Here is a 26,623-nt window from a genome sequence, read left to right on the forward strand (position 1 = left end):
GAGCCATGAAGATCGCTCTGGTTCAGATGAACCCCACCATCGGGGACTTCGCCGGCAATGCGGCCAAGATTCGAAGGGGAGTGGAACAGGCCCGATCACAGGGGGCGGATCTGGTGGTCTTTCCAGAGATGGCCCTGGTGGGCTATCCGCCCCGGGACTTGCTGGATCGACACGGCTTTGTGGATCGGAGCCGGCGCCATTGGGAGGAGATCGCCCGGGCGAGCCGGGGGACGGCGGTTCTCTGCGGAGCCGTGGCCCACAACCCGGAGCCCTATGGAAAGCCCTTACACAATGTGGCGCTCTGGTTTGAGGACGGATCCCTGCGGCAAGTGATCCGAAAGCGCCTGCTGCCGTCTTACGATGTCTTCGACGAGGAACGCTACTTCGAACCGGGCCGGGAGCCCGGCGTGGTAACTTGCCTCGGAAGGCGAATCGGCGTTTCCATCTGCGAAGACGTGTGGACCCGGCCCGATTACCTGCCGAGGCCCCTGTACCGCGTGGATCCGGTGGCGGATCTGCGTTCGGCGGGCATGGAGGTGCTCATCAACATCGCCGCGTCCCCCTACCACGTGGGCAAGGCCCGGTGGGTGGGCGACCTGCTCCGGGATCACGCGCTCCGATGCGCCGTGCCCGTGATCTATGTCAACCAGGTGGGCGGAAACGACGAACTCATCTTCCAGGGCCACAGCATGGCGTGGGGTGCGGATGGAGCGCTGCTGGCCTGCGGGGCCGACTTTCGAGAAGACCTGATCCTGCTGGATCTGGAAAGACCCCGGCCGATGCCCGAAACGCCGCCTGTGGAGGCCGCGGCCGAAGTGTTGGAAGCTCTCGTGCTGGGCCTGAGGGACTATGCGCAAAAGTGCGGATTTCGCGATGTGGTCCTGGGACTGAGCGGAGGGATCGATTCCGCGGTGACCGCCTGCATCGCCCGGCTGGCCTTGGGGCCGGAGCACGTCCTGGCCGTGGCCCTTCCGGGGCCCTACAACGCGCCGGAAAGTCTGGAAGATGCCCGGGCCCTGGCGGCCAACCTTGGCGTTCGCTTCGCAGTGGTGCCCATCCATGACCTGTTCCGGGCCGCCCGGGAGACCCTGCAGCCGGTCTTCGCCGATCGGGAGCCGGATGTGACCGAGGAAAACATCCAGGCACGGCTGCGGGGCCTGCTGCTCATGGCCCTTTCCAACAAGTTCGGGAGCCTGGTGCTCAACACCGGCAACAAGTCGGAACTGGCCGTGGGGTATTGCACCCTCTACGGCGACATGAACGGGGGCATGTCGGTTCTGGGCGATGTGCCCAAAACCCTGGTCTACCGGCTGGCGGACCACGTCAACCGGCGCTACGGCTGGATCCCGGAACGGATCGTCACCCGCCCTCCGTCGGCCGAACTGAGACCGGACCAGAGGGACCAGGACAGCCTTCCGCCCTATCCGTTGCTGGATGCCATCCTGGCCGCCTACGTGGAGGAGCGGCGGTCTTTCGAGGAGATCTGTGCCGACGGCTACGACCCGGAGGTGGTGCGCTGGGTGCTTCGACGGGTGGATGGCAACGAATACAAACGATGGCAGGCCCCCCCGGTGCTGAGGGTGACCACCAAGGCGTTCGGATCCGGGAGGCGATGCCCCATAGCCCATCGATACCGAGAGGAATGAGATCATGAAGAAGGTGGAAGCGATCATCAAGCCTTTCAAGCTGGACGACGTGAAGGAGCGGCTGACGGACCTGGGCATCAAGGGCATGACGGTGACGGAGGTCCGCGGATTCGGCCGTCAGAAGGGCCACACGGAGATCTACCGGGGGGCGGAGTACGTGGTGGACTTCCTGCCCAAGATCAAGGTGGAGGTCGTGGTGGGAGACGACCGGGTGGGCGAGGTGGTGGAAGCCATTTGCGAGGCGGCCCGCACGGGCAAGATCGGCGACGGCAAGGTCTTCGTGCTTCCGGTGGAAGAGTGCATCCGGATCCGCACCGGAGAGCGGGGGGAACAGGCGGTCTAAGCGGAGTCCGACAAGATCGTTCCGGCTCCAGGTACCGTGGAATTTGGGCACTTTTCGTAGCCGCGGGGCTTCAGCCCTGCGGGATTGGCGGGCGGGGATAAACCCCGCCCCTACCCAGATTGCCGGCGGTGAGGGTTTTCTGTAGGGGCGTTTCGCGGACCACCCCTACCAAAACCTTCGTAAAGGCGGGCTTTTCGCCCGCCCGTCGAAACCGTTCGACCTTCACAACGGCTCAGTCCCGAAACGGGGAACTTCCATGAACTTGAATGCATCCGCCGCTGTCTTTACCGGTCTCAGATCGCTGCGAGAGGAATTCGCCGAACTGTGCGCCCGGGATGTGCCCGGCGTTACGGCCGCCCGAACCTACGCCCGCGGGGTTCTGGAGGCCCTGAAGGAGGCCGTGGGGCCGCGGATCGAGTCTTCCGGAGGCTGGTTCCTGGCGGCGGTGGGCGGCTTCGGGCGCGGGGAACTGAGCTTCGTCTCCGACCTGGATCTTCTTTTCCTCTACAAGCGCCGCCTGCCTCAACGCATGGAAGCGCTGGTGCGCGACGTCATCTACGGCCTGTGGGATTCCGAATTCGAGGTGGGACATTCCACCCTGTCCCAGGCCGGATTGAAAAAGCTCATGGCCGACGATTTCAGCGCCCAGACCACGAACCTGGAGGCGCACTTCATCGCCGGGGACGAAGCGTTTTTCCGATCCTGGAGAGAGGACCTGGTGCGGTCCTTCGGGGTGCGCAAGCGCTTTCGGTTCCTGGAACGGCTCAAGGAATTCCGATCCCAGCGGGCGCGGCAATACGGGGAGAGCACTTACCTCTTGGAGCCCCATATCAAGGAAGGCTTGGGGGGCTTGAGGGATCTGCACAGTATCCGCTGGATCGGCACGGTCTTCCTGGGCGATTCGTCCCGGGATCGGATGGTGGCTGAAGGGTGGCTGTCTCCGGAAGAAGCCCTGTGGCTGGAGAAGGCCGAAGACTTTCTGTGGCGCGTACGCCTGCAGCTCCACCGCGCGAACCGGCGGCGCCAGGACCAGCTTCTGCTCACGGACCAGGAAAACCTGGCCCATCGACTGGGCTTTCTGGACGGGACCGAGGGATCCGCCGTGGAGGCTTTCATGCGGCTCTACTACCGGCATACCGCCCGCGTGCGCCGCATTGCCGCGTTTCTGGTGGACCGCCTGGAACACGACAAGGACCGTCGAAGCCGGCGTCGGCGCAAGGTGATCCTCCCGGGACCTCTCCTGCTGGAAGGAGACCACCTGTTTTTCGTGGAGCCGGAACGGATCCCCGAGGATCCCTCCATCATCATGACGCTCTTTTGGGAAGCGGCCTGCAAAGGGGCCCATTTTCACCATCGCACCGGCCAGATCGTCCGGGAGAACCTGAATCACGTGAACGATGCGGTCCGAACGGATCCCCTGACCGTGGAGCGCTTCTTCTTCATCCTGCTCCACCCCCAAAAGGCCTTTCCGATCCTCAAGATCATGATGGAAACGGGGTTCCTGCAGACCTTTCTGCCGGAGCTGGCCCCGGTGCGCTACCGGGTCCAACACGATGTCTACCACCTGTACACGGTGGATGAGCACCTGCTGAGAACCGTCCTGGAACTTCACCGGCTGGAGGCCGGCGAGGATTCCCTGGCGCCTCAGGTCCAGCTGGCGTCCCTCTTTTCCGAGATCCACCACAAACGGGTGCTCTACCTGGCTGGCCTGATCCATGACATCGGCAAGGGGGCGGGCAAGAATCATTCGGTGCGCGGTGCCGACATGTCCCGGGATCTGGCCGTGCGGTTGGGCCTGGATCCCGAAGAGCGGGAACTGTTGGAGTTTCTCGTGCGCAACCACCTCCTGCTGGCCGAGACGGCCCTCAAGAGGGACTTGAGCGACGAAAAGCCCATCCTCCGGTGCGCCATGCGCGTGGTGGACCGGGAGCGCCTGCGCCTGCTCTACCTCCTCACGGTGGCCGACTCCAGAGCCACGGGCCCCGGAGCATGGAACACGTGGCGCGCGTCGCTTCTCCATGAGCTCTTCATCAAGGTGGATCGCATCCTGGAGAGGGGGGACTGGAGGCCGGAAGATGCTCAGTCCCGCGCGGAGGCCGTGCAGCGGTTGGTTCTGGAACTCTGCGAAGAGGCCCACAGACCCCGGGTGGAACAGTGGCTCGAGAGCCTCTCCCTGAGATACCTTCTTTCCCAGGATCCGGAGGACATCCTTCGCCACTTCCACATGGAAATGCGGGTGCCGCGGGAGCCCCTCGTCCTGGAGGCCCGTCCCCTGGAAGAGGAGCTCTGGCAGGTGACCGTGACGTGTCCGGACCGCCCCGGTCTCTTCGCCACCATCACGGGGGTTCTGTGGCTCCACGGCTGCAACATTCTCTCGGCGGATATCTTCACCCGGGAAAGGGGCATCGCCCTGGATGTGCTCACCGTGGAAAACATCCCGGATCCCCTGCATCCCCAGGAGGTCTGGGAACGGGTGTCCAGGGACCTGGCGCAATGCCTGAAGGATGCGGATCACCTGAAGTCTCTGATTCGCCGGTACCAGCCCGTCATCTCCAGGAAAAAAGCCGCGGTGCCTCGCAAGAAGGACCGGGTGATCCTGGACGAGAGCGCTTCGGACTTTTACACGGTCATCGAAGTCTATACCTGGGACCGGCCGGGCGTTCTCCACGCCGTCACACAGACCCTTTTCGAGCTGGGTCTCACCATTCAGCTGGCCAAGATCTCCACCCCCGGCGCCCAGGTGGTGGACGTCTTCTATGTGACCAACCTGGACGGGGAGAAGATCCAGAGCCCCGAGCACCACACGGAGATCGAAACCCGCCTTCTGGAATGCCTCCAGCGGTGGCAGGGCGGATGATACAAAATTGTCGTTTTCAGGGCGGCTCCGACCGTTGCGGTCCAACGGGTCGGCGACGAGTGGGGGAGATGGGAACAGCCGCGGGAGGTTCCGCGGGGCTTGCCGGAAAGAAACAAAATTGTTCCAAGAATGGAAGCAGCCCCGGAGAGGGGAACAATTTTGTTTTCCCGACCCCCGCAGCTCCGGGGGGCATCCCCGGCTTTCCCGATCCAACGATCCCGGCGTTCAGACGGCTGCCCTTCCTCCCGTTCACTCACTCTTCGCAAATCCCAGGCACGGAAGAAGGGGAGGCGGCTTTCAGGAGCAAGGAATTGCAGGGGCGAAGGATGGTTCGCCCCTCCATGCCGAGCGTGCGGATGGGACCAAGTCCTTTCCCATGATCGAAAATTCTCCACCGGTTGGCAGGGAAATTGCTCGTGAAGGCTTTTGTGTGCATTGAGAGGTATCCAACAACGACCAAGGAGGACGCTTCATGACCCCGAAGGAAGTACTTGCCTACGCAAAAGAAAACGGCGCCCAGATGGTGGACTTTCGGTTCCTGGACTTTCCCGGCATCTGGCAGCATTTCACCGTACCCATTAGCGAGTTCGATGAAAGCAGCTTTGAGGACGGTTACGGTTTCGACGGGTCCAGCATTCGCGGCTGGGCCCCCATCAATGCCAGCGACATGCTGGTGGTTCCCGATCCGACAACGGCTGTCATGGACCCCTTCTTCAAGGTGCCCACCCTCACGGTGATCTGCAACATCGTGGATCCCGTGACCAAGGAAAAGTACAGCCGCGATCCCCGCCACATCGCCCAGAAGGCCGAGGAGTATCTCAAGTTCACCGGGATCGGGGATACGGCCTACATCGGCCCGGAAGCCGAGTTCTTCATCTTCGACGACATCCGCTACGACAGTTCCGCCCACTTCGGGTACTACTTCGTGGACTCCGTGGAGGGCATCTGGAACACGGGCCGCGAGGAAAATCCGAACCTGGGCTACAAGCCGCGCCACAAGGAAGGTTACTTCCCGGTTCCGCCCACCGATTCCCAGCAGGACCTGCGTACCGAGATGGTGCTCATGATGCAGAAGGTGGGCATTGCCGTGGAGTGCCAGCACCACGAGGTGGCCACGGCGGGCCAGGCGGAAATCGACATGCGCTTCGCCCCCTTGGTCAAGATGGGCGACCAGCTCATGTGGTTCAAGTACATCATCAAGAATGTGGCCCGAAACCACGGCAAAACGGTCACCTTCATGCCCAAGCCCATCTACGGGGACAACGGTTCGGGTATGCACACGCACCTGAGCATCTGGAAGGACGGCCAGCCGCTCTTTGCCGGCGACAAGTACGCGGGCCTGAGCGACACGGCCCTCTATGCGGTGGGCGGCATCCTGAAGCACGCCGCGGCCTTGTGCGCCATCACCAACCCCACCACCAACTCCTACAAGCGGTTGGTGCCCGGCTACGAAGCACCCGTCAACCTGGCCTATTCCAGCCGCAACCGGAGCGCCTCCATCCGGATCCCCATGTATTCTGCGTCTCCCAAGGCCAAGCGGATCGAGGTGCGCTTCCCGGATCCGTCCTGCAACGGATACCTGGCCTTCAGCGCCTTGCTCATGGCGGCCCTTGACGGGATCGAAAACCGCATCGACCCCGGGGAGCCTCTGGACAAGGACATCTACTCGCTGTCCCCCGAGGAGCTGGCCGATGTGCCGTCCACGCCGGGATCCCTCGAAGAGGCCCTCAAGGCCCTGGAAGCGGACCACGAGTTCCTGCTCAAGGGCGATGTGTTCACCCAGGATGTCATCGAGACCTGGATCGAGTACAAGCGCTCCCGGGAAGTGGATCCCGTGCGCCTGCGGCCCCATCCCTACGAGTTCATGCTTTACTACGACATTTAACCACCCAGCGAGGGGCGGCCGCCCGTGCCGCCCCTGCCAACCCTCCTTCCGACGGCACAGAGCCCCTCCGAAATCCTTTCCCACCCGGCCGGCATCCGAGTATGCTGAAAGGCCCCAAGGCCGCGGCCACCGCCGCCTTTCTCGTGGAACGGAACCTTGGCCCGCGCCCACGGCCTGTAGGGGCGAATCATCATTCGCCCCTACAGGAGCCTGCTTCCCCAAAGTGCGCTTGGGCCGTCCCGTGATGGGGGTCACTGTGAAAGAGAACCGCGGATGAACGCATATGGGCGCAAATGGAAATGACGGGTGTGTGGGAGCGGCGCAAGGGAACCATGAAAGTTGGAATCGCCCCTTTTCCGCAGGGCGGAAACCCCGCGGCTGCGAAAGAAGATGGGGCCCTTGTCGGTTGATGAAGGAAACCCGTTTTCGGATAGGCTCCTATGGAAAAAGAACTGGAACGGATTCAACAGGCCTCGTCCTACCTCGCAACCCTCCTTCGCCGCCGGGAAGACTACGGGGAATGGCTGTGGGACCGGAAGAACCTGTGGCGCCGGTACGGTGTGACGGAACTTTTCCGGGATCTCTCCCAGGAATCGGCTCGGGTGTCTTCCTTTCAGGAAGCGTTGCGGTGCTTTCGCTTCTTCAAGCAGAGGCATTTCCTTCGCATTGGAGGCCGGGACCTCCTGGGCTGGGCGGACTTGGAGGAGACCACAGGGCAATTGGCCGACCTGGCCCAGGTCTGCCTTCAGGTGGGGCTGGAATGGCTCAAGGCTCATCCGGAGGCCTGGGTGCCCGAGGCGGAACGTGATGAGGTCGCGGCCTGTCTGGGCCGGGTGCCGGTGGTGGTGCTCGGGCTGGGAAAGCTGGGGGGCCGGGAACTCAATTACGTTTCCGATGTGGACCTGCTCTTCCTTCGCCAGGATTCTTCTTCCCATGAAGGGGAATCCCCCGAGCAGCACCGATACACAGCGCTCCTCTGCCAGAAACTCGTTCGGCTGCTGGCCGATTCCGTGGAAGGGGACCGGGTTTTCCACGTGGATCTTCGCCTGCGGCCCCAGGGAAAGGACGGAGAGCTGGTTCCCACGGCCGGCGGGGCCGCTTATCACTACCTCCTTACCGGAAGGGCATGGGAACGACAGATGCTCCTCAAGGCGCGCCCCGTGGCGGGGGATCGGGGACTGGGAGCATCCTTTCTCAAGGAAATCCGCCCATTCGTCTTCCGGCGCTTCCTGGACTTCCAGGCCCTGGACGAACTGAAGGCCATGCGGGACAGGATCCTCTTTGAGAGCACCACCCGAACGTCCAAGAGACAGTTCGATGTGAAGCTGGGCGCCGGAGGAATCCGGGAGGTGGAGTTCCTGGTCCAGTCCTTCCAGCTCATCTACGGAGGGCGCCACCCGCAACTGGAGGAGCCCAACACTCTGAAGGCCCTGCGGAGGTTGCAGGAGCTGGATCTGCTGCCGTCCGAGGCGGCCCTGGAGCTTCAGGCCGCCTACGTTTTTCTTCGCCGGGTGGAACACTGGGTTCAGCTGGACCAGAACCGACAGACCCAGCAGCTTCCCGCATCGACCGAGGCCCGGCGGCGTCTGGCCACGACTTTGGGATTCGAAGGGAACTGGGAAAGATTCCTGAAAACCCTTCATTCTCACTGCCGCGTGGTGCACGAACATTTCAGCGCTCTTTTTTCCGGGCCGGATCGGGCGGACTCCCAAGCCGAGGTCCCCTCGCCGGCGAAACCGTCGTCCGAGGCGGCGGCCTCCCTCGACCTTTCCTCTTGGTTAGATCAGCGAGCGCCGTCGCTGGCCGCCTTTCCCCGATCATTCGTCCGCCGGGTGGAGGATGGAGTTCTGCCATACCTGGAGGCCGTGGACGACGAGTTGCGTCAGGCCATGGCGGCCCGGGTGGACCGATACCTGGCCCAGGTCTGCCGCCGTCCGGGCCTCCGGACGTTTCTCGCCTCCCAGACCGATTGGGTTCCCGTGATCATGGGGGCCGTGGCCCGCTGCAAGCTGGTGGCGGACATGCTGGAACGGCAGCCCGGCCTGGTGGAGGCCTTGGCCCACTGGGACGATCCGGCCGTCTCCCATTCGGACTGGCAGTCTTCCGCCCGTTCCATCCTGGTGCGCACCACCGCCTATGATGAAACCTTCGAGTGGCTTCGGCGTTTCAAGAATGAAAGGCTTCTCTTGGCGGCTCTGGGCGACCTGACCGGAGTCTGGTCCCACCCGCAGGTGGAGGCGGCCCTGTCGGATCTGGCCGACTTCGTGATCCAGGAGACCCTCAAGACCGTTTGCGCCGCCGTGGAGCTTTCCGACCAGACACCCCTGGTGGTCCTGGCCCTGGGAAAGCTGGGCAGCCGGGAGATGGACTACCTTTCGGACCTGGACCTGATGTTCGTCTACGAGCCTTTGGAAGGGGAGGCCCCGGACCAGATCCCCATGCCCGTGGTGAGGCTCATGCACCGGTTCATGCGCATGCTCAGCACCCCGCTCCAGGAGGGGCCGGGCTACGAAGTGGACGCGCGCCTCCGGCCCACGGGGAATTACGGCCCCTTGGCGGTCACCCGGGCCAATTGGGAGGACTACTACGCCAACCGCTCGGATATCTGGGAAATCCAGGCGCTCCTGCGCCTTCGGGCCGTGGCGGGGCCCGGGCGCCTCCAAAGGGAGATGATGGAGCGGGCCGCGGCGCTCTGCTACCGGCCTCGAGGCGCGGAGTCCGTTTGGCCGCGCCTGGCGGAATTGCGGGGGCGCATGGAAGAGGAAAGGGCCTCGGAAAGGAATGATGCGGTGGATCTCAAGCTGGGTCCGGGCGGGATGGCGGACGTGGAGTTCCTGGTCCAAGGGGTGCAGTTGCTCTACGGTCACGAGAGGGAAGAACTGCGCTGCGGCAATGTGCGATTGGCGCTTCCCGAGGCGGCTCGGCGGGTTCTGGAAAACGAGGAGGCGGTGCAAAAACTCACGGCCGCTTTCCACGTGCTCCGGGCCCTGGAGCACCGGCTGCACCTCATGACCCACCTGGGAGGCGGGCGAATCAGCCGCATCCAGTTTCAGAACCTGGTCCGACTGGGGTTGTGGCCTCCGCCCCAGCTCCCCCTGAGGGTGGAAACCTGGGAGGACCTTCTGGCTCTCAGGCGCTTCGTCCGCCGCCAATGGGAGGCGGTGTGCCAAAAATGAGACTTTGTGTTTGACAGACCTTCACATTTCTGTCACAAAAAGAATCCCTCCAAACAACGGCGTTTGGATCCCCAACTCGAACAATGTCGTTCGAAAAGGCCCATCACGGCAGGTGGTGGGCCTTTTTTGCCCTCAGATTCCCTTGAATCGCCAAAAATGGTTTGGTGACGTCAAAAAGAGGAGTGTTCTCAATCATGTGCCGCCTATTTGCTTTGACGAGCACGGAACCCCAGTCGCCCATGACGGCCATCGAGGCGCTGGACGTCATGCGCGAAGGCCATGACGGCTCCGGCGTGGGCCTGTTTCTGAGCGACTTGGGCGGGCCGTGGGAGGAACTGGAAGGGGCGCCCATTCTTTCGGGCATCTTCTCCAACGAAGGTCTCAAGAGGCTGGACCGGTTCATGATGGATATCGGCTTCATGACCAAGTACAAGCTGTCCATCAAGGTTCCCAAGAGTCCTCCGCCGGGGGTGCCCAAGCGCGACATCTATCTGATCCGCGCCTACGAACTGCCGGAGGAGTGGGAGAGCCTGAGCCGGGAGGAGATCGATTTTCGGCTCATGAAGATCCGGCTGCAGCTGCGTCAGATGGGCCAGGAAAACGAGGACATGATCGTCTTCAGCTTCTGGCCGGACTGCATCATGATCAAGGAGATCGGCGATCCCATGACCGTGGCCGAGTACCTCCGTCTGGACCGGAAGGAGCTGCGGGCGCGCATCATTCTGGCCCAGGGGCGTCAGAACACCAATTACGCCATCAATCTCTACGCCTGCCATCCGTTCTTCATCCAGGGCGTGGCCACCATGACCAACGGGGAGAACACGGCGTTCGTGCCCATCCGCGAGTTCCTGTCCTCCAGGGGATTTCCCGGCTACATGGGATATCAGTCCGACTCGGAGGTCTTCACACACATCATGCATTACACCCTCCACATGCTGGGGCTGGACGTGCCCTACTACAAGCACATCATCACGCCGCTGCAGGATGAGGACCTGGAACGGCATCCCAACGGGGAGTTCCTGAAACACCTGAAACACAGCTGCCGGCGCCTCATCATCGACGGGCCCAACTGCGTCATCGGATGCCTTCCCGACAAGCGGGTCTTCATGGTCCAGGACCGCAAGAAGCTTCGCCCGGGCGTGGTGGGCGGGAAACCCGGCCTGTTCGCGCTGTCTTCCGAGATCTGCGGCCTGGATGCCATCATTCCCGATCGGGACAAGACCACGGATTTTCAACCCATGCACCTGGATACGGTGATCATCGGTCCGGATCGCCAGGAGGTTCAGATATGTTCTCAGAAGGATACGTTACCCCCACTTCGCTGAGCGTGCGGGATCTGCCCTGGCAGATCCATTGGAGTCTGGACAAATGCACCCTGTGCGGGCGTTGCACCACGGTCTGCCCCGTGCACGCCATCGAGCTGGGTGTCTTTCGAAAGCGCATGGTGGAGGCCCCTGTGGGGTTGGTCAACCAGCCCGGAAACGTCTTCAAGGTCTTTTACGGCATCCGCCAGAAGACGGATCCGGCCTACGCCTGCATCGGCTGCGGCATGTGCAACCTGGTCTGCCCCAACGGGGCCATCATGCCCTACCGGACTGATGAGGCGGACAAGCTGCGGTTTCACATCAACCGGGGGGGGCAGCCCCGGCGTCGCGGCGGCAGAAGGAACGCTCCGGGCGGCATCCTGGACCGGATCAAGTTCATCCGCATCTCCATGCTCACCGACCCGGCCCTGGACGCCGGGCGCCATGAGTTCGAGCTGCGAACGCTCCTGGGCCGGGTGCTCCCGCCGGAAGAAAACCTGCGGCTTCTGAAAGAACAGGGCTGGATCCCGCCGGTTCGCGAAATCTATCCGCTCATCATCGGAGGCATGTCCTTCGGGGCCCTTTCCCCCAACATGTGGGAAGGGCTCCAGATGGGCGTGGCCTACCTCAACGAGGAGCTGGGCATGCCGGTCCGCATGTGCACGGGCGAGGGCGGCTGTCCGCCGCGCCTTCTGCGATCCCGCTTCCTCAAGTACGTCATCCTCCAGATCGCCAGCGGCTACTTCGGCTGGGACGAGATCATCCACGCCATTCCCGACATGAAGGAAGATCCGTGCGCCGTGGAGATCAAGTACGGGCAGGGGGCCAAGCCCGGCGACGGCGGGCTGCTCATGTGGTACAAGGTGAACAAGCTCATCGCGGCCATCCGCGGCGTGCCGCCCGGAGTGAGTCTTCCCAGCCCGCCCACCCACCAGACCAAGTATTCCATCGAAGAGGCCGTGGCCAAGATGATCCAGTCCATGTACATGGCCTGGGGATTCCGCGTGCCGGTCTATCCCAAGATATCGGGAACCTCCACGGCCCTGGCCGTGCTGAACAACCTGACCCGCAACCCCTATGCGGCGGCGCTCGCCATCGACGGCGAAGACGGCGGCACCGGAGCGGCCTACAACGTGTCCATGGACCACATGGGCCATCCCATCGCGTCCAACATCCGGGACTGTTACCTGAACCTGGTCAAGCTGGGAAGGCAGAACGAACTTCCGCTTTTCGCCGGAGGCGGTATCGGAAAGAACGGAAACCTGGCGGCCAACGCCGCGGCACTCATCATGCTGGGTGCCAGCGGGGTGCAGACGGGAAAGTACATCATGCAGGCCGCGGCCGGATGCCTGGGCTCCGAATCGGACCGCTGCAACGTGTGCAACATCGGGGTCTGCCCCAAGGGCATCACCTCCCAGGATCCCCGGCTCTACCGGCGCCTGGATCCGGAGAAGGTGGCCGAGCGGGTGGTGGACGTCTTTTTGAGCTTCGATACGGAGCTCAAGAAGATCGTGGCTCCACTGGGACGGTCCACATCGCTTCCCATCGGCATGTCGGACGCGCTGGGCATCGATGACGCCGCGGCGGCCGAACGACTTCAGATCAAGTACGTGGTTTAACGGACAACAGACGAGGGGACACGTCCATGCAACAGACCATGGCACGAGAATCCTATTGGATATCCGGAAAGGAACAGGGACACCGTCTGGAATCCCGCATTCTGGAAGAGCGGATCCAGAGGGCGGTGGCCCAGGGGCATCGGGTGCTGGAGGTGGAGGCCTTCGGCCAGCACGGGATCGGGGGCCGGCTGTGGAAGGCCGGAGACGACCGCGTTCTGGTCAAGGTCCACGGATCTCCGGGACAGCGCGTGGGCTCCATGGGCTTTCCCAACACCACGGTGGAGATCCTGGGGCCGGCTTCCGATGACGTGGGTTGGCTGAATGCGGGTGCCGAAATCATCGTCCACGGCCATGCGGGAAACGGCGTGGCCAACGCCATGGCCCAAGGCAAGGTCTACGTGGCGGGAAACATCGGCGCCCGCGGCATGACCATGACCAAGCATAACCCCCGGTTCGACCCGCCCGAACTGTGGGTGCTGGGCTCAGTGGGGGACTACTTCGCCGAGTTCATGGCGGGCGGCATCGCCGTCATCTGCGGCCACAGACCCCAGAACCCGGAAAACGTGCTGGGATACCGGCCGTGCGTGGGCATGGTGGGCGGAAGGATCTTCTTCCGTGGCCCCCACGGCGGCTTCAGCCAGGCGGACGCCAAGCTGGTGCCCTTGAGCGACGACGACTGGCACTGGCTGGTGAAGAATCTCCAAGTCTTCCTGGAAAAGATCGGAAAACCCCAGCTCTTCTCCCAGTTTGCCGACCGCAAGGAATGGCAGCTCCTGGCGGCTCGAAGCCCCCAGGAAAAGGCCTCGGCGCCCCGCCGGTCCATGAGCGCCTTCCGGACGGAGGTGTGGGACAAGGAATTGGGCCGCGGGGGCCTCATCGGGGACCTGACCGATCTGGACCGGAGCCCCATCCCGCTCATCGTGACGGGAGAGCTTCGCCGTTACGTACCCGTGTGGGAAAACAAGAAGTACGCGCCTCCCTGTGAGGCCGGCTGCCCCACGGGGATTCCCGTCCATGAGCGCTGGCGCCTGGTGCGCGAAGGCCGGGTGGACGAGGCCGTGGACATGGCCCTGGCCTATACGCCCTTCCCCGCCACCGTCTGCGGGTACCTGTGTCCCAACCTGTGCATGGAATCGTGCACGCGCCAGAGCGTCAAGATGCCCCCCGTGGACGTGACCCGGCTGGGAAAGGCCAGCCTCAAGGCCAAACTGCCGGAGCTGCCCCCCCTTTCCGGAAAAAAGATCGCCGTCATCGGCGGGGGGCCCGCCGGCATCTCCATCGCCTGGCAGTTGCGCCAAAAGGGCCACGAGGCGGTGATCTACGACCGTAACCCCATGCTGGGCGGCAAGATCACCGACGTGATCCCCCGAACGCGCATTCCCGAGGAGGTGGTGCAGGCGGAACTGGAACGGATCCGGGAGGCGCTCCCCCACGTCCATCTGCAGCAGGATCTTACCCGGGAGGACATGGAGCGCCTCAAGGCCGACTACGACTTCATCGTGGTGGCCGTGGGCGCCCAGAAACCTCGAATCCTGCCCGTTCCGGGGAAAGAGCGCCTCATCCCCGCCCTGGACTTTCTCCGGAAGAGCCGCAAGGGCGAGATCCAGGTGGGCAAGCAGGTGGTGGTCATCGGGGCCGGCAACGTGGGCTGCGACGTGGCCACGGAAGCCCACCGGCTGGGCGCGGAAAAGATCACGCTCATCGATATCCAGGAGCCGGCTTCCTTCGGAAAGGAACGTCGGGCGGCGGAAGCCGTCGGTGCCATCTTCCGATGGCCGGTCTTTACCAAGGCCGTGACGGAAAAGGGCGTGGAACTCACCACCGGGGAAGTGATCCCCGCCGATACGGTGGTCATCTCCATCGGGGACCAGCCCGATCTGGAATTCCTGCCTGAAACGGTGGAAACGGACCGCGGCTTCATCAAGGTGGACGAGAACTTCCAGACCTCCGATCCCCGGATCTTCGCTGTCGGCGATGCGGTCCGCCCCGGGCTGCTGACCGATGCCATCGGAGCTGGAAGGCGGGCCGCGCAAGTGATCGACGACATCCTTTCCGGCAGGCGCCCCCGGGGGGACGCCAAGACCATGATCGACAAGAGCCGGGTCAAGCTGGAGTATTTCGATCCCCGGCTCATGGCCTTCGACGGCCTGGACCAGTGCGGCGAGGCCTGCGCTTCGTGTGGGTCCTGCCGCGACTGCGGCATCTGCGCGGCCATCTGTCCCCAGGCGGCCATCCGCCGCGTAGGCGGCGACAACGGTGACTTCGAGCTGGTGGTGGACCCGGACCGGTGCATCGGGTGCGGTTTCTGCGCCGGGGCGTGCCCCTGCGGCATCTGGGCCCTGGTGGAAAGCGATCCGCTGGAGTGACCCTCAAATGCGGCGAGATCCCGGGGCGGGGCTGCCGCCCCGCCCTCTGTAATCTTTCCCTCGCGCGAGGCTTCTCAAACCCGATTGCCCCCATTTCCTTCCACGCGGGCCGAGAGAGCACGCAAGAAATGGATGCGCTTGTCTTCGGTTCGGCACAAGCCGGAAATGCCGGGCGGCGAGCCGATGGAAGGTGAAACTACACGTCGTGCTCACCCGGTCCCCATCACCTTGCCAGATCCGAGCCCAACTCGTCGGCGTCGCGGTGGAGTATTTCGTGGACCTTCCTGAAGCCGGGGAGTTTGGGGGTGATCCTGGAGAACAGGATGCGCAGCGGGATATAGGAGAGCAAGAAGAGGACCACATAATTGAGGCCGAATCCGAGGCCGGGCAGCGGCAGGTCGACCCCGGCATAGCGCTTCTGGAGCCATTGTAGGGCGAAGAATATGGGCCATAGGGCGGCTGCCGACAGGGATACCTTAAAGAAGAACAGCTTGCCGTAGGCCTCGTTCCCTTCCCGGTTCACGGCCCGGTAGGTGGCCGGGTCCGCCTGGTCGGCGGCGGCCTTGGACAGACGTTCAAACTCCGCCACCTGTTTTCTGAGGCTCAGCAGATGGGAGCGCTGTACCCAATAGGCAAGGGCCAGGGTACATTCTCCAACCACAACGGCTACGGCTGCGGCTGAGGCCGCGTGGAACACGTAAAGGCCGTACGATAATGCCGATGGCAATGTGTCGGTCATGACCAGGTTCTTTCTTTGCCCGGGTGGCTTTCCTTCGGCGCGGGCGAAAGGCCGCGGTTGAGGAATGAAAAACCGGTGCCGGGCACGAAGGCCCGGCACCAAAGCTAGGGACACCACTCCCCTCGGGGACCCGAAAGGAACGTTGTCATCGGGCTCCCTTTACTTGTCCCGATCATCACGGTACCCAGGACTTGCCGAAGAATCCGAGACTGAAGTAGCGCAGGCCCACGTAAAAGGCCAGGATGACGAAGATGCGCTTCAGCCAGATGTCGGGAATGTACTTCTGGGTACGCGGGCCGATCATGGAGCCGATGAAGATGCCGATCAGCTCGACGCCGATGAGCCCCCAATCCATACCCGCTTTGGCCACGGTGATGTAGCCGGCAATGCTGGTGATCATGCTGAGCAGGACCGCCATGGCCGACGTCCCGGCCACCACGTACATGGGCGCTCCCACGACCGTGGTCAAGAACGGTACGTACAGGAAGCCTCCACCCACCCCCAAGAACGAGGAGATAGCCGCAATGAGAATACCGCCGAAAAAGACCAAGATGGGATTGAACTTGAACTCTGCTCCAAAGAAAGTGAAGGTGGCGTGGGTGGGGGAAAAAGATTTGAAAGCCACGCCCTGGCCGGCCAAGTCGCCTTTCTCCTTTATGGCCTTTTCGAAGGCTTGAGCGGCCTGTTTCGCTGCCTTCTTCGATTCCTGCCCCTTGGGAGTGGTTTCATAGAACAGAAAAGCTCCCACGACAAAAACGAAAAGCCCGAACCAGCCCTGGTATTGCTTGAAAGACACCTTGCCTCCCGTGAGCCATGGGATGAATAGAGCGCCGGCGATGGAGCCCGCCGCCAGCGCGATACCCACAGGCCAAGCCAGGCGCTTGGCGCGCAGGTAGTTGATGGTGCTGATCAGGGCGGAGAGCCCCACCAGGAATTGGTTGGAGGTGCGCACGCTGTCCGTAAGGGTCTTGTTGAGGCCCGGGGCCGTCTTGGCAAAAGACTTGGCATAGGGGCCGATGCCCATCACGGTCATGTGCCCGACTCCCGCCATGATGCCGCCGAAGGCGCCCACCGTGGAGAAAATCCAGCCGACCCACACAGACCACAATATGGCGATGATGTAGTTGACCTTCGGTGCTCCTGGGATTCCAAAGACTCCGCGCGGGGCGTTGGGGTCGATCTGACCCTTCTCAGTGCCAAGCGGGGCCTTGGCCACTTCCTGTCCGATCTTTCCGGGCAGCCCCAGGGTGTCGCCGACCAGTTTCGGCTCTTCCGATGGGGCCTGAGCCTCCTGCTGGGCAGAGGGCGCCGGCGCTTCAGAACTCATGCCTTGCTGTTGCTGCGGTGCCGTGCCGGTTGGAGTTTCCTGGGTTGCGGGCGCCGGCGCTTGGGTTGTGTCCTGCTGACTCCATGCTGCCGGGGCCAAAGCCAAAAAAGCCAGCAACATCAGTGATACCAGATTGACCTTCCATCGATTTTTGTACATTGAGCATCCTCCTGAGCTGGAATTGTTCAAAACATGGTGCGCTAACATCACCCTTGAGCATGCAGTCCGCTTCCGTACCAAGGTGTCCTGTAACTCAATCACTGGCGCGAAGGTGACTGCATCAACCGTTTCGGGCTTGCGAACCAAGCCCTCGGAGGTTTCCTCGGGCCCCCATCCGCTATTTGTTAATCACCTCCCTCAAAAGGTTAATATTGTACGGAAAATCGCCACTCACGGGACCTTAGAGTATTGGACAAAATCCCTTTCCAAGCAAGGGAAATCTGTGGGCTGGCTTCGGCGAGAAAGCGTTGCGCATCGGGGTATCCATGTTTTGATCTCGGGAATCTCTCAGGGGCCATGGTTATGGTCTTGGCACACGGAGGCTTCCAGCCCCCCGGTGATCTCCAGCAGCTGGTCCACGGTGACCGGCACGGCGGACCGATCGTTTCCCGCCGCGGCGTACACCCTGGGAAAGCGGCGCATGGACGAGTCGACCACCACGGTCACATGATCGGGAAGCAGGAAGGGACAGACGCCTCCCGGGGCGTATCCCGTGTGACGGAGGACCTCGTCTTCCTTGGGCAGTCGCACCTTGCCCGTGAGCCCCGCCGCTTTCTTCAAAAGGGATCCCTTGACCTTCACATCCCCGCAGGTGACCACCACCACAGGCCGATCGCCCACGAGGAAGAGGATGCTCTTGGCGATCTCCGCCACCGAGCATCCCACCGCCCGTGCGGCCAATTCCGAGGTGGGGGTCCACTGATCGAATTCCCAGACCTCGATTCCCTTCTCTTGGAGGAAAGCCTTCACGTCTTCAATGGTGGGCATGGGTTCTCCTCTGGAGGTGAAAGGTAAAAGGTAAAAGGAGAAAGGTTAAAGGTTAAAGGCTAAAGGCGAAAGGGGAAAGGTTAAAGGGCAAAGGCGAGAGGCGAAGTGGGTTGGGGTTATGGGAACCGTCGCTTGATGGAAGCGATGAGCCCGTTGAGCATCCGGGAGATTTCCTGGGCTTTTTCCACGAGATCTTCACATTCCTGATGATGCAGGTAACCCAGGCGGTGGGCCAACCGGAGAAGGCATCGGAGTTCCCCGCTGGAGCCCTTGGCAATGAAAACGTAACGGATGTACTCCTTGTCGGAATCCCGCTCGTAGCCCTCGGCGATGTTGGCGGGGATGGAAACCGCGGCCCTCTGTATCTGATCCCGGAAACCATAATCCCTGGAAAGGGGAGCCTTACGGCAGATACCGTAGATTTCGGCAGCCAGGTCCATAGCCTTGCGCCAAACATCCAAGTCTTCGAAGACTTGTGCAACCATCCGGTCCCCCCCTTCCTCTTTAACCTCTCTCCTTTAACCTTTAACCTTTAACCTTTAACCTTTAACCTTTAACCTTTCGCCTTTCGCCTTTAACCTTTCGCCTTTAACCTTTCGCCTCTCCCTCAGCCCTTCTTCGATCTGTGCCAGGATTTTTTGGGCGGCGGCCTGCGGGTCGGCGGCGTCCCGGATGGGGCGGCCCACCACGATGTGGTCGGCGCCTGCCGCAAAGGCTTGGCGGGGATCCACGGTGCGCTTCTGGTCGTCCACGTTGGCCACGGGCCGGATGCCCGGCGCCACCAGGATGGAACCCGAGCCCAGTTCGCGGCGAAGGCGGGGCACCTCCAGTCCGGAAGAGATAAGGCCGTCGCAGCCCAGGGCCATGGCCCTCCTGGCTCGGGAAAGCACTAAGTCCTCCACCGAGCACTGGAAGCCCAGATCTTTCAGATCTCCTTCGTCCAGGCTGGTGAGAGCCGTCACGGCCAGGATCTTCACCGCCCCCTTGGCCCGGACGGCGGCTTCCAGGATCCGGTCGTTCCCATGCACGGTCGTGAAGGTCACTCCCCGCCGGGCCACCTGCGCCACCGCCCGCTCCACCGTGGCCGGCACGTCGAAGAACTTGAGGTCCAAAAAGACCTTGGCTCCCCGGGACTGGATCCATTCCACCACGGGAAAGCCGCCCGCCAGGAAAAGCTCAAAACCCACCTTGAAGAAGCGGACCTGGTCTTCCAGCCTCTCCACCCAGCGCTTGGCATCCTCCGGAGAGGGCAGATCCAGGGCGAAGATGAGACGTTCGGAAAGGGGAATCGTGTCCATTCAAATCTCCATCCCAAAGAAGTTCAACAAGAGGAAGCTCAGCCGCTTACGGAGCACCGCGTAGGAAAAGTGGCGCAGGGCGGTCCGGTAGTTGTGTTCCACCATCCGGTCCCTCCTTTCGGACGACTGAAGCACTTCCCGGACCCTTTCCATGAGTCGACGGTTCACATAGCCGTCCATGATGAGCAGGTCGAAACCCAGGGGCTCGATATCCCGTATGAAGGTCGCATAACGGTTCACTACCAGGGGTTTGCGAAAGTAGACGGCTTCCAGGAAGGCGTTTCCGAAGCCTTCGTAGAGGCTGGGATACGTGATCAAGTCCGCATGGGGGTAGACGTCGAAGAGGCTGAAATGGTCGTTGGGGGGCTCCACCTCGGCCCAGGGGTCCACCACGTGGGTTCCCAGGTACCGCAGGTCCACACCGTGTTCCATGGCCTGGAGCTGCAACCAACGGGCGTAGTCCCGGTCTTCCTCTCCCGCCTCATGGGTGATGACCAGCTTGTAGCGGGGATCCCTCAGCTCCCGGACCACCTCGATGGCGTGTTCGATGCCCTTGCGGCGAATGACGCGCGACGGCTGCAGGATGATCCGGTCTTCGGGCTCCAGACCGATCTTTTCCCGCAGCAGCCTCCCCTTTTCCGGGTCCACGGAGGGCGGATGTTCGAAGTCCAACACATTGGGGATGATGAACGCCGAGATGCCCCTGCGGTGGGCCAGCTCTTCCTGGGCGGCGGAGTTGATCACCACGTGCTGGATGGTGGGCAGGTGGGGCGGGAAGGCCATGGAAAGGAAGTCTCCCACCGCGTTCAGGGTGTAGCGGGACTGCTCCCAATAGAATTCATGGTGATGGGCGATGGTGGGGATCTGCCGCTCCGAGATCACCTCAGCCAGGGCCAGCCCCAGGGGGATGTGGGCCGGGGTGGCCAGGGCGTTTTCCACCACCAGCAGGTCGATGTGGAATCGATCCAGGAATTCCAGGATCTTCCCCTTGAGCAGGGCTCGGCTGGCATGGATCATGTCGGTGACGGCGGTGGTCCTCCTGTCCTTGCCGAAGACCCGCTGGTTGATCCACACGTTGTTGGGGTGGTTGAAGTGGGCCTCCGGAACCACCATGGAACGCGCCGGATCCTTTTGCACCTCACCGCCCCACCAGTAGCGTTCGTGCCCGCTCTGACGGAAGACCTCCGCCCACTTGCCGGCTTCCAGGGTCACGCCGTCGGTTCCGGCGAAACGGCTGGACACGAAACCTATGTTGGCACCCATGGGGACTCCTCTCGATTTTTTCCCTTTTGCAAGTGAAATCGACGCGGATTGCGAAAATTGTGCCCATAGTCTATAAGAATTGCAAGGTCAAAGCCCGGCCGTGCGCATGGAACCATTTTTCAGGCGGCATTCCCGGTGCCGATCGTCAATATCGGGCCGAACCGGTTCAACGGCACCGCTGGAAAGAGGGTCTCCTACACTGAGCGATTTTTTTAGGGCTTCTTTTCTATCGCTGCGCGATTAGAGGGTGGGGATAATCCGCGCCGCTACCCAAGGAATCAAAGCGGTTTTGTAGGAGCTGGCTTTATGCCCGCCCTTCGGGGCCGCAGCATGAGAACGAAGTCTGATCAAGGGGTACAAGAGCATGCCGATCCCCAAGACTCTGGTGGTTTTTCACTACCATCTGCTGCGGGGCGGAGTGCGCTCGGCCCTGGAGCGCAGCCTGCGGTGCCTGGGCGATTCCGGGTGGGCCGCCGGCCGTCGTCTGAAGATCCTGGTGGGGCGTGATGCCGGCGTGCGGAGTTTCTGCGAAGCCCTGCAGGGGCGATGGAAAGACGTGCAGGTGGAGGTGGTTTCGGGACTGGACTACCGGGATGAGCCTTGGCCGGATGAATCTTCCTTTCGACAGGACGTGGGCGCGCTGGTGTCGCGAATCCTTGATCTGACCGAGGACGAAACCCTCTACTGGGTGCACAACCCCACGCTGGGAAAGAACGCCGCGGTCACCGCGGCGTGGAGGGGCGTCGTGGAGGAGGCCGAACGAAAAGGGCTTCCCTGCCGATTCTTGTTCCATGTCCATGATTTTCCGGAGTGCGGCCGAATGGAGAACCTGGCACGCTTGCGGCGCTGCTGGACCACGGGAGGCCTGACGGATCCCTACCCGGATCCGTCGTTGCCGGCGGCCTACGGGGTCTTGAACGGGGCCGACCGGGCGAGGATGGAGCGGGCCGGCGTTCCCCCCGATTCCATCTTCTTTCTTCCCAACCTCCTGGAGCCGTCTCCTCCGCTCCGACCGTCCCGGGATGTGCGACGGAGCATCGCGGACGCCCTGGCGGCCTATGCGGACCGGGAAGGCTATGCTTTTCACCGGGACCGACCTTGGTGGCTGCTTCCCATCCGGTTGATCCGCCGTAAGAACGTGCTGGAAGCCGTGGTGCTGGCGGCGGCCCACGATCCCCCCGCTCAGGTGCTGATCACTCTGGATGCCAATTCGGACCAGGAGCGGCCCTATGCCGACGCGGTCAAGGATTGGGTCCGGTGGCACGGTTATCCCGTGGTCATTGGCTTCGGACTGGAACTGGTGGGCTCCGCCTTCTCCCTGAAGGACCTCATGGGAGCCTGCGATGCCATCGTCACAACGTCGCTTCTGGAAGGGTTCGGATTCGGCTTCCTGGAAGGTCCCCTACTGGGACGGCCCTTGCTGGGGAGGAATCTCCCCGATGTGACATCCGATTTCGAACAGGCGGGATTTCCGGCCGGAGTGCTCTACGAAAGCCTGGAGGTCTTCGTAGCCCAAGGCGAAAGGCGGCGCCTGCGGGAGGCCGGCCGAGTCTTTGCCCGGCGGTATCGGACGCTCTGCCCGGGCCTTTCCGAGGAATCGGAAGAGCGCTTCCTTGCAGCCCTGGAAGACCTGTACGGGAAAGAAACCGTGGATTTCGGCATGCTGGATCTGGAGGGTCAAAAGCGCGTCTTGGAGACCATGAAAGCGGGGGAAAGCTTTGCGGAAAGGCTCAAGCCGTGCCGGCTGGATGATCGGGCCAGGTCGGCGCTCCATGCATTGCTGGGCCCCGAAGCCCACGCTCGACGCCTCGCACAGGCCTTCGGCTCCCTTTTTGACAAACCGCGGCCCATGGGCTCCCTCGACGAGCCTTCCGCCCCTATCCCTTTGGGAATCCGACTGGCCGATGCCTTCCTGGATCCCCGTTATCAACGACCTTTGTTGGGAGGGTGGGAATGAGCAAAGAGCAGTGGACGACCTGGATCCGAGAGGCCATGCCCGAATCACCCGTATCCACCTTCCCGGAGGGGGCGGTGCCGAGCTTGGACCCGCGTCCTGCCGTGGTCTTGTTTGATGTGTATGGAACTCTGGTGGCGCCCGCCCTCGGCGACCTGGAGGCCCAGGTAAGAAACCGGGCTGGGCGGGAAAGCTTCACGGCGACGGCCCGGCAGTTCGGCTTTTCCCACGAGGCGGGGCTTCGCTGGGCCGAAGATTTCTACCGGATCATCGACGAGGAACACGCTTCCTGTCGGGCCCTGGGGATTTTCCGTGCAGAGGTGCTGATCGAAAAGGTGTGGGAAAAGCTGCTTCGGGACACGCCCGGCTACCGCCCGGAAGTTCATGATCCAAAAGACGTGGCGCTCTACAGGGAGCTGCAGGCCAACCCGGTGGCGGTCTACGAAGGAGCGGCCGACGCGCTCACCTGGCTTCGCCGATCGGGCGTGGTGTTGGGCCTTGCGTCCAACGCCCAGTTCTACACCGTGCCGGTGCTGGAGGCGTGCCTGGGAGTTACCTTGGAGGAGCTTTTTGACCCGCAGTGGATCTTCTTTTCGTTTGAGCTGGGTTTTGCCAAGCCGGATCCCCATTTCTTCCGGCTGGCCAAGACGCGGGCCCTGAGAAGCGGTCTCACGCCGGAGCAGGTGCTGGTGGTGGGAAACGATCCGGGAAACGACGTGGCGGCTTCACGGGCCCATGGCCTGCAGGCCGTGCTTTTTGAGCCGGGCGCCGTGAAGCAGGTCGGCGAGGATGTGCCTCGGGTGGCCAATTTCCAGACCCTGTGGCAGGCCGTGGCCGGATAGGGCCGCACTTTCGTGGAAAGGGGAGAAGGAAAGATGTCCAATTTCGCGCAAAAGCACACCAAAATCACCACCTTCTACCTCCTCACGGGGGGCAATCCCCGGATGCAGGAGGAGCTTTTGCACCATTCCCGCTGGAAGAAGGCGGTGCTCGTCGTTCCCTTGCTGGTGACCGAATTCACCGACCCGGAAAACCGCCCCGTTTTCGAAAACATCCTGAGGGAACTGAAGAAAGCCCCTTACATCTCCCACATCATCTTCGGCTTGGACGGCGCGACGGAAGACGACGCCCGTCTGCTCTGGGACCTGGTGAAGCGCTACGAGCTCCACAACAGCCTCATCCAGCACAACGACGGGAAGGGTTTCTCTTCCATCTACGACCAGCTTTCCCAGGCGGGCTTCGGGTTGGACGTACGGGGAAAGGGCCGGAACATGTTCCTTTCCTTCGGGATCGCCCTGGCCCTGGGGGCTCAGACCGTGGCCCTGGTGGATGCGGACATCCGCACCTTCACCTGCGAGCAGTTGGACCGGCTCGTCTATCCGGTGCAGGTCCTCAACTATCAATTCTCCAAGGCGTTCTACGCCCGCCTCAAGAACGGTCAACTCTACGGCCGCGTGAAACGCCTGCTGCTGGATCCCCTGCTGATCGCCCTCAAGCGCAAGTTCACCGAGACCAAGGAGGAAAAGGTCCTGCGGCTGGTGGACTTTCTGCTCAATTTCAACTACCAGCTCTCGGGCGAAGTGGTCTTCGACATGAGCCTCTTGAAGCGCATGCACTTCGCCATGAACTGGGGCGTGGAGATCTTTACGCTCATCGAGGTCTACCGCAAGGCCAACAACATCGCCCAGGTGGAAATTTCTCACGAGCCCTTCGATCACAAGCACCAGCCCGTCTCCCCGCACAACCGCACCCAGGGCCTGCACAAGATGGGCATCGACATCGTCACCACGCTGCTCAGTGCTCTGGTCATCGACGAAGGCCTGGAGATCTCCGACCATTTCATCCGGGATCTCACCCTGACCTACCTCAACGTGGCCGACACCCTCATCAAGATGTACGGGGACAATGCGGCCTTTGCCGGGCTGGACTACGAGCCCAACCACGAAGAGGAGATGGTGCACGAGGTCTTCAAGAACGCCATCCTCTATGCGGGGGATATCCTGCTGGCTCCCTACCGCTTGGCCGACCGGTTCGCCGCGTTCGTGGGAAGCCACGAGGCCTTTCAGCCCTATGTGGCCGACGGGCTCCTTCAAACCATCCACCGGTGCGCCCAGCAGGCCCAAAGCCAGCTCTTCGAAACGCCCCAGACGGTCTCCTGGGATCGGGTGATCCGCAAGGTCCCCAACATCATCTACGACATCATCAACGTGGTGGAGGCGGAGAAGAAGAAGTACGGCGCCTGATGAGATCCAGGATGGTTCGACGGTTTTCGAAGAACCTGAGAGCCATCCTTTCCACCACTCGGTCCACCTGTTCGCGGTAGAAGGGTTCCGCCTGTTCGGGCGGCACCCCCAGCGATTGTTGCATCTTCCGAACCTGCCCGTAGGTGACCCCTCCCAATTGCGCGATCTTTTCCCGGCAGAATTCCAGGAAGGCCGCCGTGTAAAGGTAGTTCAAACAGCCTTTGACGGCGTCCACATCCCGGGTGCTGAGAAGATGCGCCAGGCATTCGTAAAGCATTCCGATCCATCGTTCCCGGGTGAGGTTCAAGAAGACCACCGGCGCCTCGTCCCCCGTATCCGCCTTCTGGAGACGCTCCCATTCCCCGCGAAGCCGTGCGAAGGTCTCGGGAAAAAGCACGGCCCGCATGGCCTCTTCGTACACGGCGAACTTGGAAAGGAGGGTTTGCCGCTTCAGGTCCACGTCGAAGACGTCCGTGTAGCCCGGATCGATGAAGGCGATGCCCGTCTTGTCCGGTCCCCACGTCTCGGGTCGATCCAGGGGTCGATCGGATTCCAGGAGGCGCGAAACCCTTCCGTCCAGAGCCTCGTAGTGGAGGAGTCGCGCCAGAGCCGACCCGATCACTTCGCCGGGCATGACCGACAGCTTGGCCTCGTCGGTGATGTCGTGGAGCTTGGCGCCCAGATAGACTTCGTAGATGTCCGTAAGCGGGTCGGCGATATTGTCGAAGGTGGTGGCGATGTCCGTGCCGTAGCGGCGGCGGGCGTCGTCCCAGGCGGCATCCCGCTCGTGCTGGACGGCCCCGGCCGAGAGAACGATATCGCCGGAGATGCCGCCGGGAACGTACTGGCCCATGAGGGTGGTGAGCGGTCCCACAATGAAACGCGTCAGCGATGCGTCCACGAAGTGCCGGGCGTACCGGGCCGTGATGAAGAAATGGCGTCCCGGGCGCCTGGCTTCATGGTCCGATTCCACTCGGGAAAAGACCCGAAACCAAGGCAGAAAATCATTTCGAAGATCGCCGTCCAGAAGGATCAGTTTCCGAGCGGACGGGCACAGGGCCATCTCGTCGAAGATGAGCTTGAGGGCGCTTCCCTTGCCCGGCGTGCGGTCTCCCTTGTAGCCGTCGTAGGGGGTGACCGCGATGAGGAGCCGGCTACGGGCTTCGGCAGACAGCCCGGCCAGGGCCCTCTCGGCGCCCGCCAGGGCTGCGTCGATGGTGGAGGTGTCCGGGTTTTCCCGGGTCCAGGTGCCGTCGGAGACGACGAAAGCCACCTTCCGACCGCCGTAGACCTGGACGGCCGCGTCCAAGCCCCGTTGGAGTTCCTCGCCGATGTTGTCGGCGTTTCGGAAGGTGGGGTGTCCCACGATGACATCCGGGGCGAATCGGGCGAGAACCCCTCCCAGCTCTCCCTCCGACGGAGATCCGGTGCCTCGAAAGATTCCCTCGCTGATCGGTTCCATGGACATGACTTTTCCTCCCTTGAGGTTCTTTTAAAAGCTTGCCTGAGACCGTGTGGGATAACCTCTTGTCTCGTAGCGCAGCCCTTCAGGGCTGCGGATGGCCTTCGGGCGTCGGATGGGCCATCGGCTATTGCCCGTCACTTCATGGGGTCGC

Annotated in this window: 19 protein-coding genes; 11 read left to right on the forward strand and 8 right to left on the reverse strand. The window is 62.5% G+C overall.

Going from position 1 to position 26,623, the window contains the following annotated elements; all coding sequences use genetic code 11:
- Nucleotides 1–5: 5 nt before the first annotated feature.
- The 8 genes from BUB04_RS04930 (at nucleotide 6) to BUB04_RS04965 (ending at nucleotide 15,196) form a co-directional block, all read left to right on the forward strand.
- A complete protein-coding gene (locus BUB04_RS04930) occupies nucleotides 6–1,646 on the forward strand; it encodes an NAD+ synthase (RefSeq protein ID WP_073037523.1) in 1,641 nt (546 codons plus the stop codon).
- A 4-nt stretch (nucleotides 1,647–1,650) separates the two neighbouring features.
- Nucleotides 1,651–1,989 (forward strand): P-II family nitrogen regulator, encoded by a 339-nt coding sequence (locus tag BUB04_RS04935; protein WP_073037524.1) that lies wholly within the window; start codon nucleotides 1,651–1,653, stop codon nucleotides 1,987–1,989.
- Nucleotides 1,990–2,245: 256 nt separating this feature from the next.
- Nucleotides 2,246–4,846 (forward strand): [protein-PII] uridylyltransferase, encoded by a 2,601-nt coding sequence (gene glnD, locus BUB04_RS04940; RefSeq protein WP_073037525.1) that lies wholly within the window; start codon nucleotides 2,246–2,248, stop codon nucleotides 4,844–4,846.
- Between the two features lie 472 nt (nucleotides 4,847–5,318).
- Entirely contained in the window at nucleotides 5,319–6,731 is a 1,413-nt protein-coding gene (glnA, locus tag BUB04_RS04945; protein WP_073037526.1) for a type I glutamate--ammonia ligase, read from the forward strand.
- A 440-nt stretch (nucleotides 6,732–7,171) separates the two neighbouring features.
- Nucleotides 7,172–9,907: a bifunctional [glutamate--ammonia ligase]-adenylyl-L-tyrosine phosphorylase/[glutamate--ammonia-ligase] adenylyltransferase gene (glnE, locus tag BUB04_RS04950; protein ID WP_073037542.1), complete on the forward strand. Its 2,736-nt coding sequence runs from the start codon at nucleotides 7,172–7,174 to the stop codon at nucleotides 9,905–9,907.
- 194 nt (nucleotides 9,908–10,101) lie between these two features.
- Nucleotides 10,102–11,232, forward strand: coding sequence for a class II glutamine amidotransferase domain-containing protein (locus BUB04_RS04955; RefSeq protein ID WP_073037544.1), 1,131 nt, complete (start codon nucleotides 10,102–10,104; stop codon nucleotides 11,230–11,232).
- On the forward strand, nucleotides 11,196–12,830 hold the full coding sequence (locus BUB04_RS04960) for a glutamate synthase-related protein (protein WP_073037546.1): 1,635 nt from the start codon (nucleotides 11,196–11,198) through the stop codon (nucleotides 12,828–12,830). The genes BUB04_RS04955 and BUB04_RS04960 overlap by 37 nt, the downstream gene beginning before the upstream one ends.
- Before the next feature lie 38 nt (nucleotides 12,831–12,868).
- Nucleotides 12,869–15,196, forward strand: coding sequence for an FAD-dependent oxidoreductase (locus BUB04_RS04965; protein ID WP_073037647.1), 2,328 nt, complete (start codon nucleotides 12,869–12,871; stop codon nucleotides 15,194–15,196).
- Nucleotides 15,197–15,419: 223 nt separating this feature from the next.
- On the opposite strand, the gene BUB04_RS04970 is transcribed toward BUB04_RS04965, so the two are convergent.
- From BUB04_RS04970 to BUB04_RS04995, 7 genes are all read right to left on the reverse strand, one after another.
- Nucleotides 15,420–15,935, reverse strand: coding sequence for a hypothetical protein (locus BUB04_RS04970; RefSeq protein WP_073037548.1), 516 nt, complete (start codon nucleotides 15,933–15,935; stop codon nucleotides 15,420–15,422).
- 175 nt (nucleotides 15,936–16,110) lie between these two features.
- Nucleotides 16,111–17,262, reverse strand: a complete 1,152-nt coding sequence (locus tag BUB04_RS04975) for a sulfite exporter TauE/SafE family protein (protein WP_073037649.1) — start codon at nucleotides 17,260–17,262, stop codon at nucleotides 16,111–16,113.
- Nucleotides 17,252–17,482: a hypothetical protein gene (locus BUB04_RS18955; protein ID WP_143156357.1), complete on the reverse strand. Its 231-nt coding sequence runs from the start codon at nucleotides 17,480–17,482 to the stop codon at nucleotides 17,252–17,254. Before BUB04_RS18955 ends, BUB04_RS04975 begins: the two co-directional genes overlap by 11 nt.
- 287 nt (nucleotides 17,483–17,769) lie before the next feature.
- On the reverse strand, nucleotides 17,770–18,249 hold the full coding sequence (locus BUB04_RS04980; protein WP_073037550.1) for a YbaK/EbsC family protein: 480 nt from the start codon (nucleotides 18,247–18,249) through the stop codon (nucleotides 17,770–17,772).
- Between the two features lie 116 nt (nucleotides 18,250–18,365).
- Nucleotides 18,366–18,734, reverse strand: a complete 369-nt coding sequence (locus BUB04_RS04985) for a four helix bundle protein (protein ID WP_073037552.1) — start codon at nucleotides 18,732–18,734, stop codon at nucleotides 18,366–18,368.
- A gap of 54 nt (nucleotides 18,735–18,788) precedes the next feature.
- Complete coding sequence (gene pyrF, locus BUB04_RS04990; protein ID WP_073037554.1) at nucleotides 18,789–19,547, reverse strand: orotidine-5'-phosphate decarboxylase; 759 nt, start codon at nucleotides 19,545–19,547, stop codon at nucleotides 18,789–18,791.
- The gene (locus BUB04_RS04995; RefSeq protein WP_073037555.1) at nucleotides 19,548–20,810 is read right to left on the reverse strand and encodes a glycosyltransferase family 4 protein; all 1,263 of its coding nucleotides are present in this window, start codon (nucleotides 20,808–20,810) and stop codon (nucleotides 19,548–19,550) included. It lies immediately after the preceding gene.
- Between the two features lie 364 nt (nucleotides 20,811–21,174).
- Between BUB04_RS04995 and BUB04_RS05000 the strand changes: the two genes are divergently transcribed.
- Genes BUB04_RS05000 through BUB04_RS05010 form a run of 3 tightly spaced genes read left to right on the forward strand, consistent with a single transcriptional unit; the run spans nucleotide 21,175 to nucleotide 25,007 of the window.
- Entirely contained in the window at nucleotides 21,175–22,767 is a 1,593-nt protein-coding gene (locus tag BUB04_RS05000) for a glycosyltransferase family protein (RefSeq protein WP_073037557.1), read from the forward strand.
- A complete protein-coding gene (locus tag BUB04_RS05005; RefSeq protein WP_073037559.1) occupies nucleotides 22,764–23,606 on the forward strand; it encodes an HAD family hydrolase in 843 nt (280 codons plus the stop codon). Before BUB04_RS05000 ends, BUB04_RS05005 begins: the two co-directional genes overlap by 4 nt.
- Before the next feature lie 33 nt (nucleotides 23,607–23,639).
- Complete coding sequence (locus tag BUB04_RS05010; RefSeq protein ID WP_073037561.1) at nucleotides 23,640–25,007, forward strand: glycosyltransferase family protein; 1,368 nt, start codon at nucleotides 23,640–23,642, stop codon at nucleotides 25,005–25,007.
- On the opposite strand, the gene BUB04_RS05015 is transcribed toward BUB04_RS05010, so the two are convergent.
- Nucleotides 24,967–26,475, reverse strand: coding sequence for a hypothetical protein (locus tag BUB04_RS05015; protein ID WP_073037562.1), 1,509 nt, complete (start codon nucleotides 26,473–26,475; stop codon nucleotides 24,967–24,969). The genes BUB04_RS05010 and BUB04_RS05015 overlap by 41 nt on opposite strands.
- Nucleotides 26,476–26,623 lie beyond the last annotated feature (148 nt).

Source organism: Desulfacinum infernum DSM 9756, from assembly GCF_900129305.1.
Lineage (GTDB): Bacteria > Desulfobacterota > Syntrophobacteria > Syntrophobacterales > DSM-9756 > Desulfacinum > Desulfacinum infernum.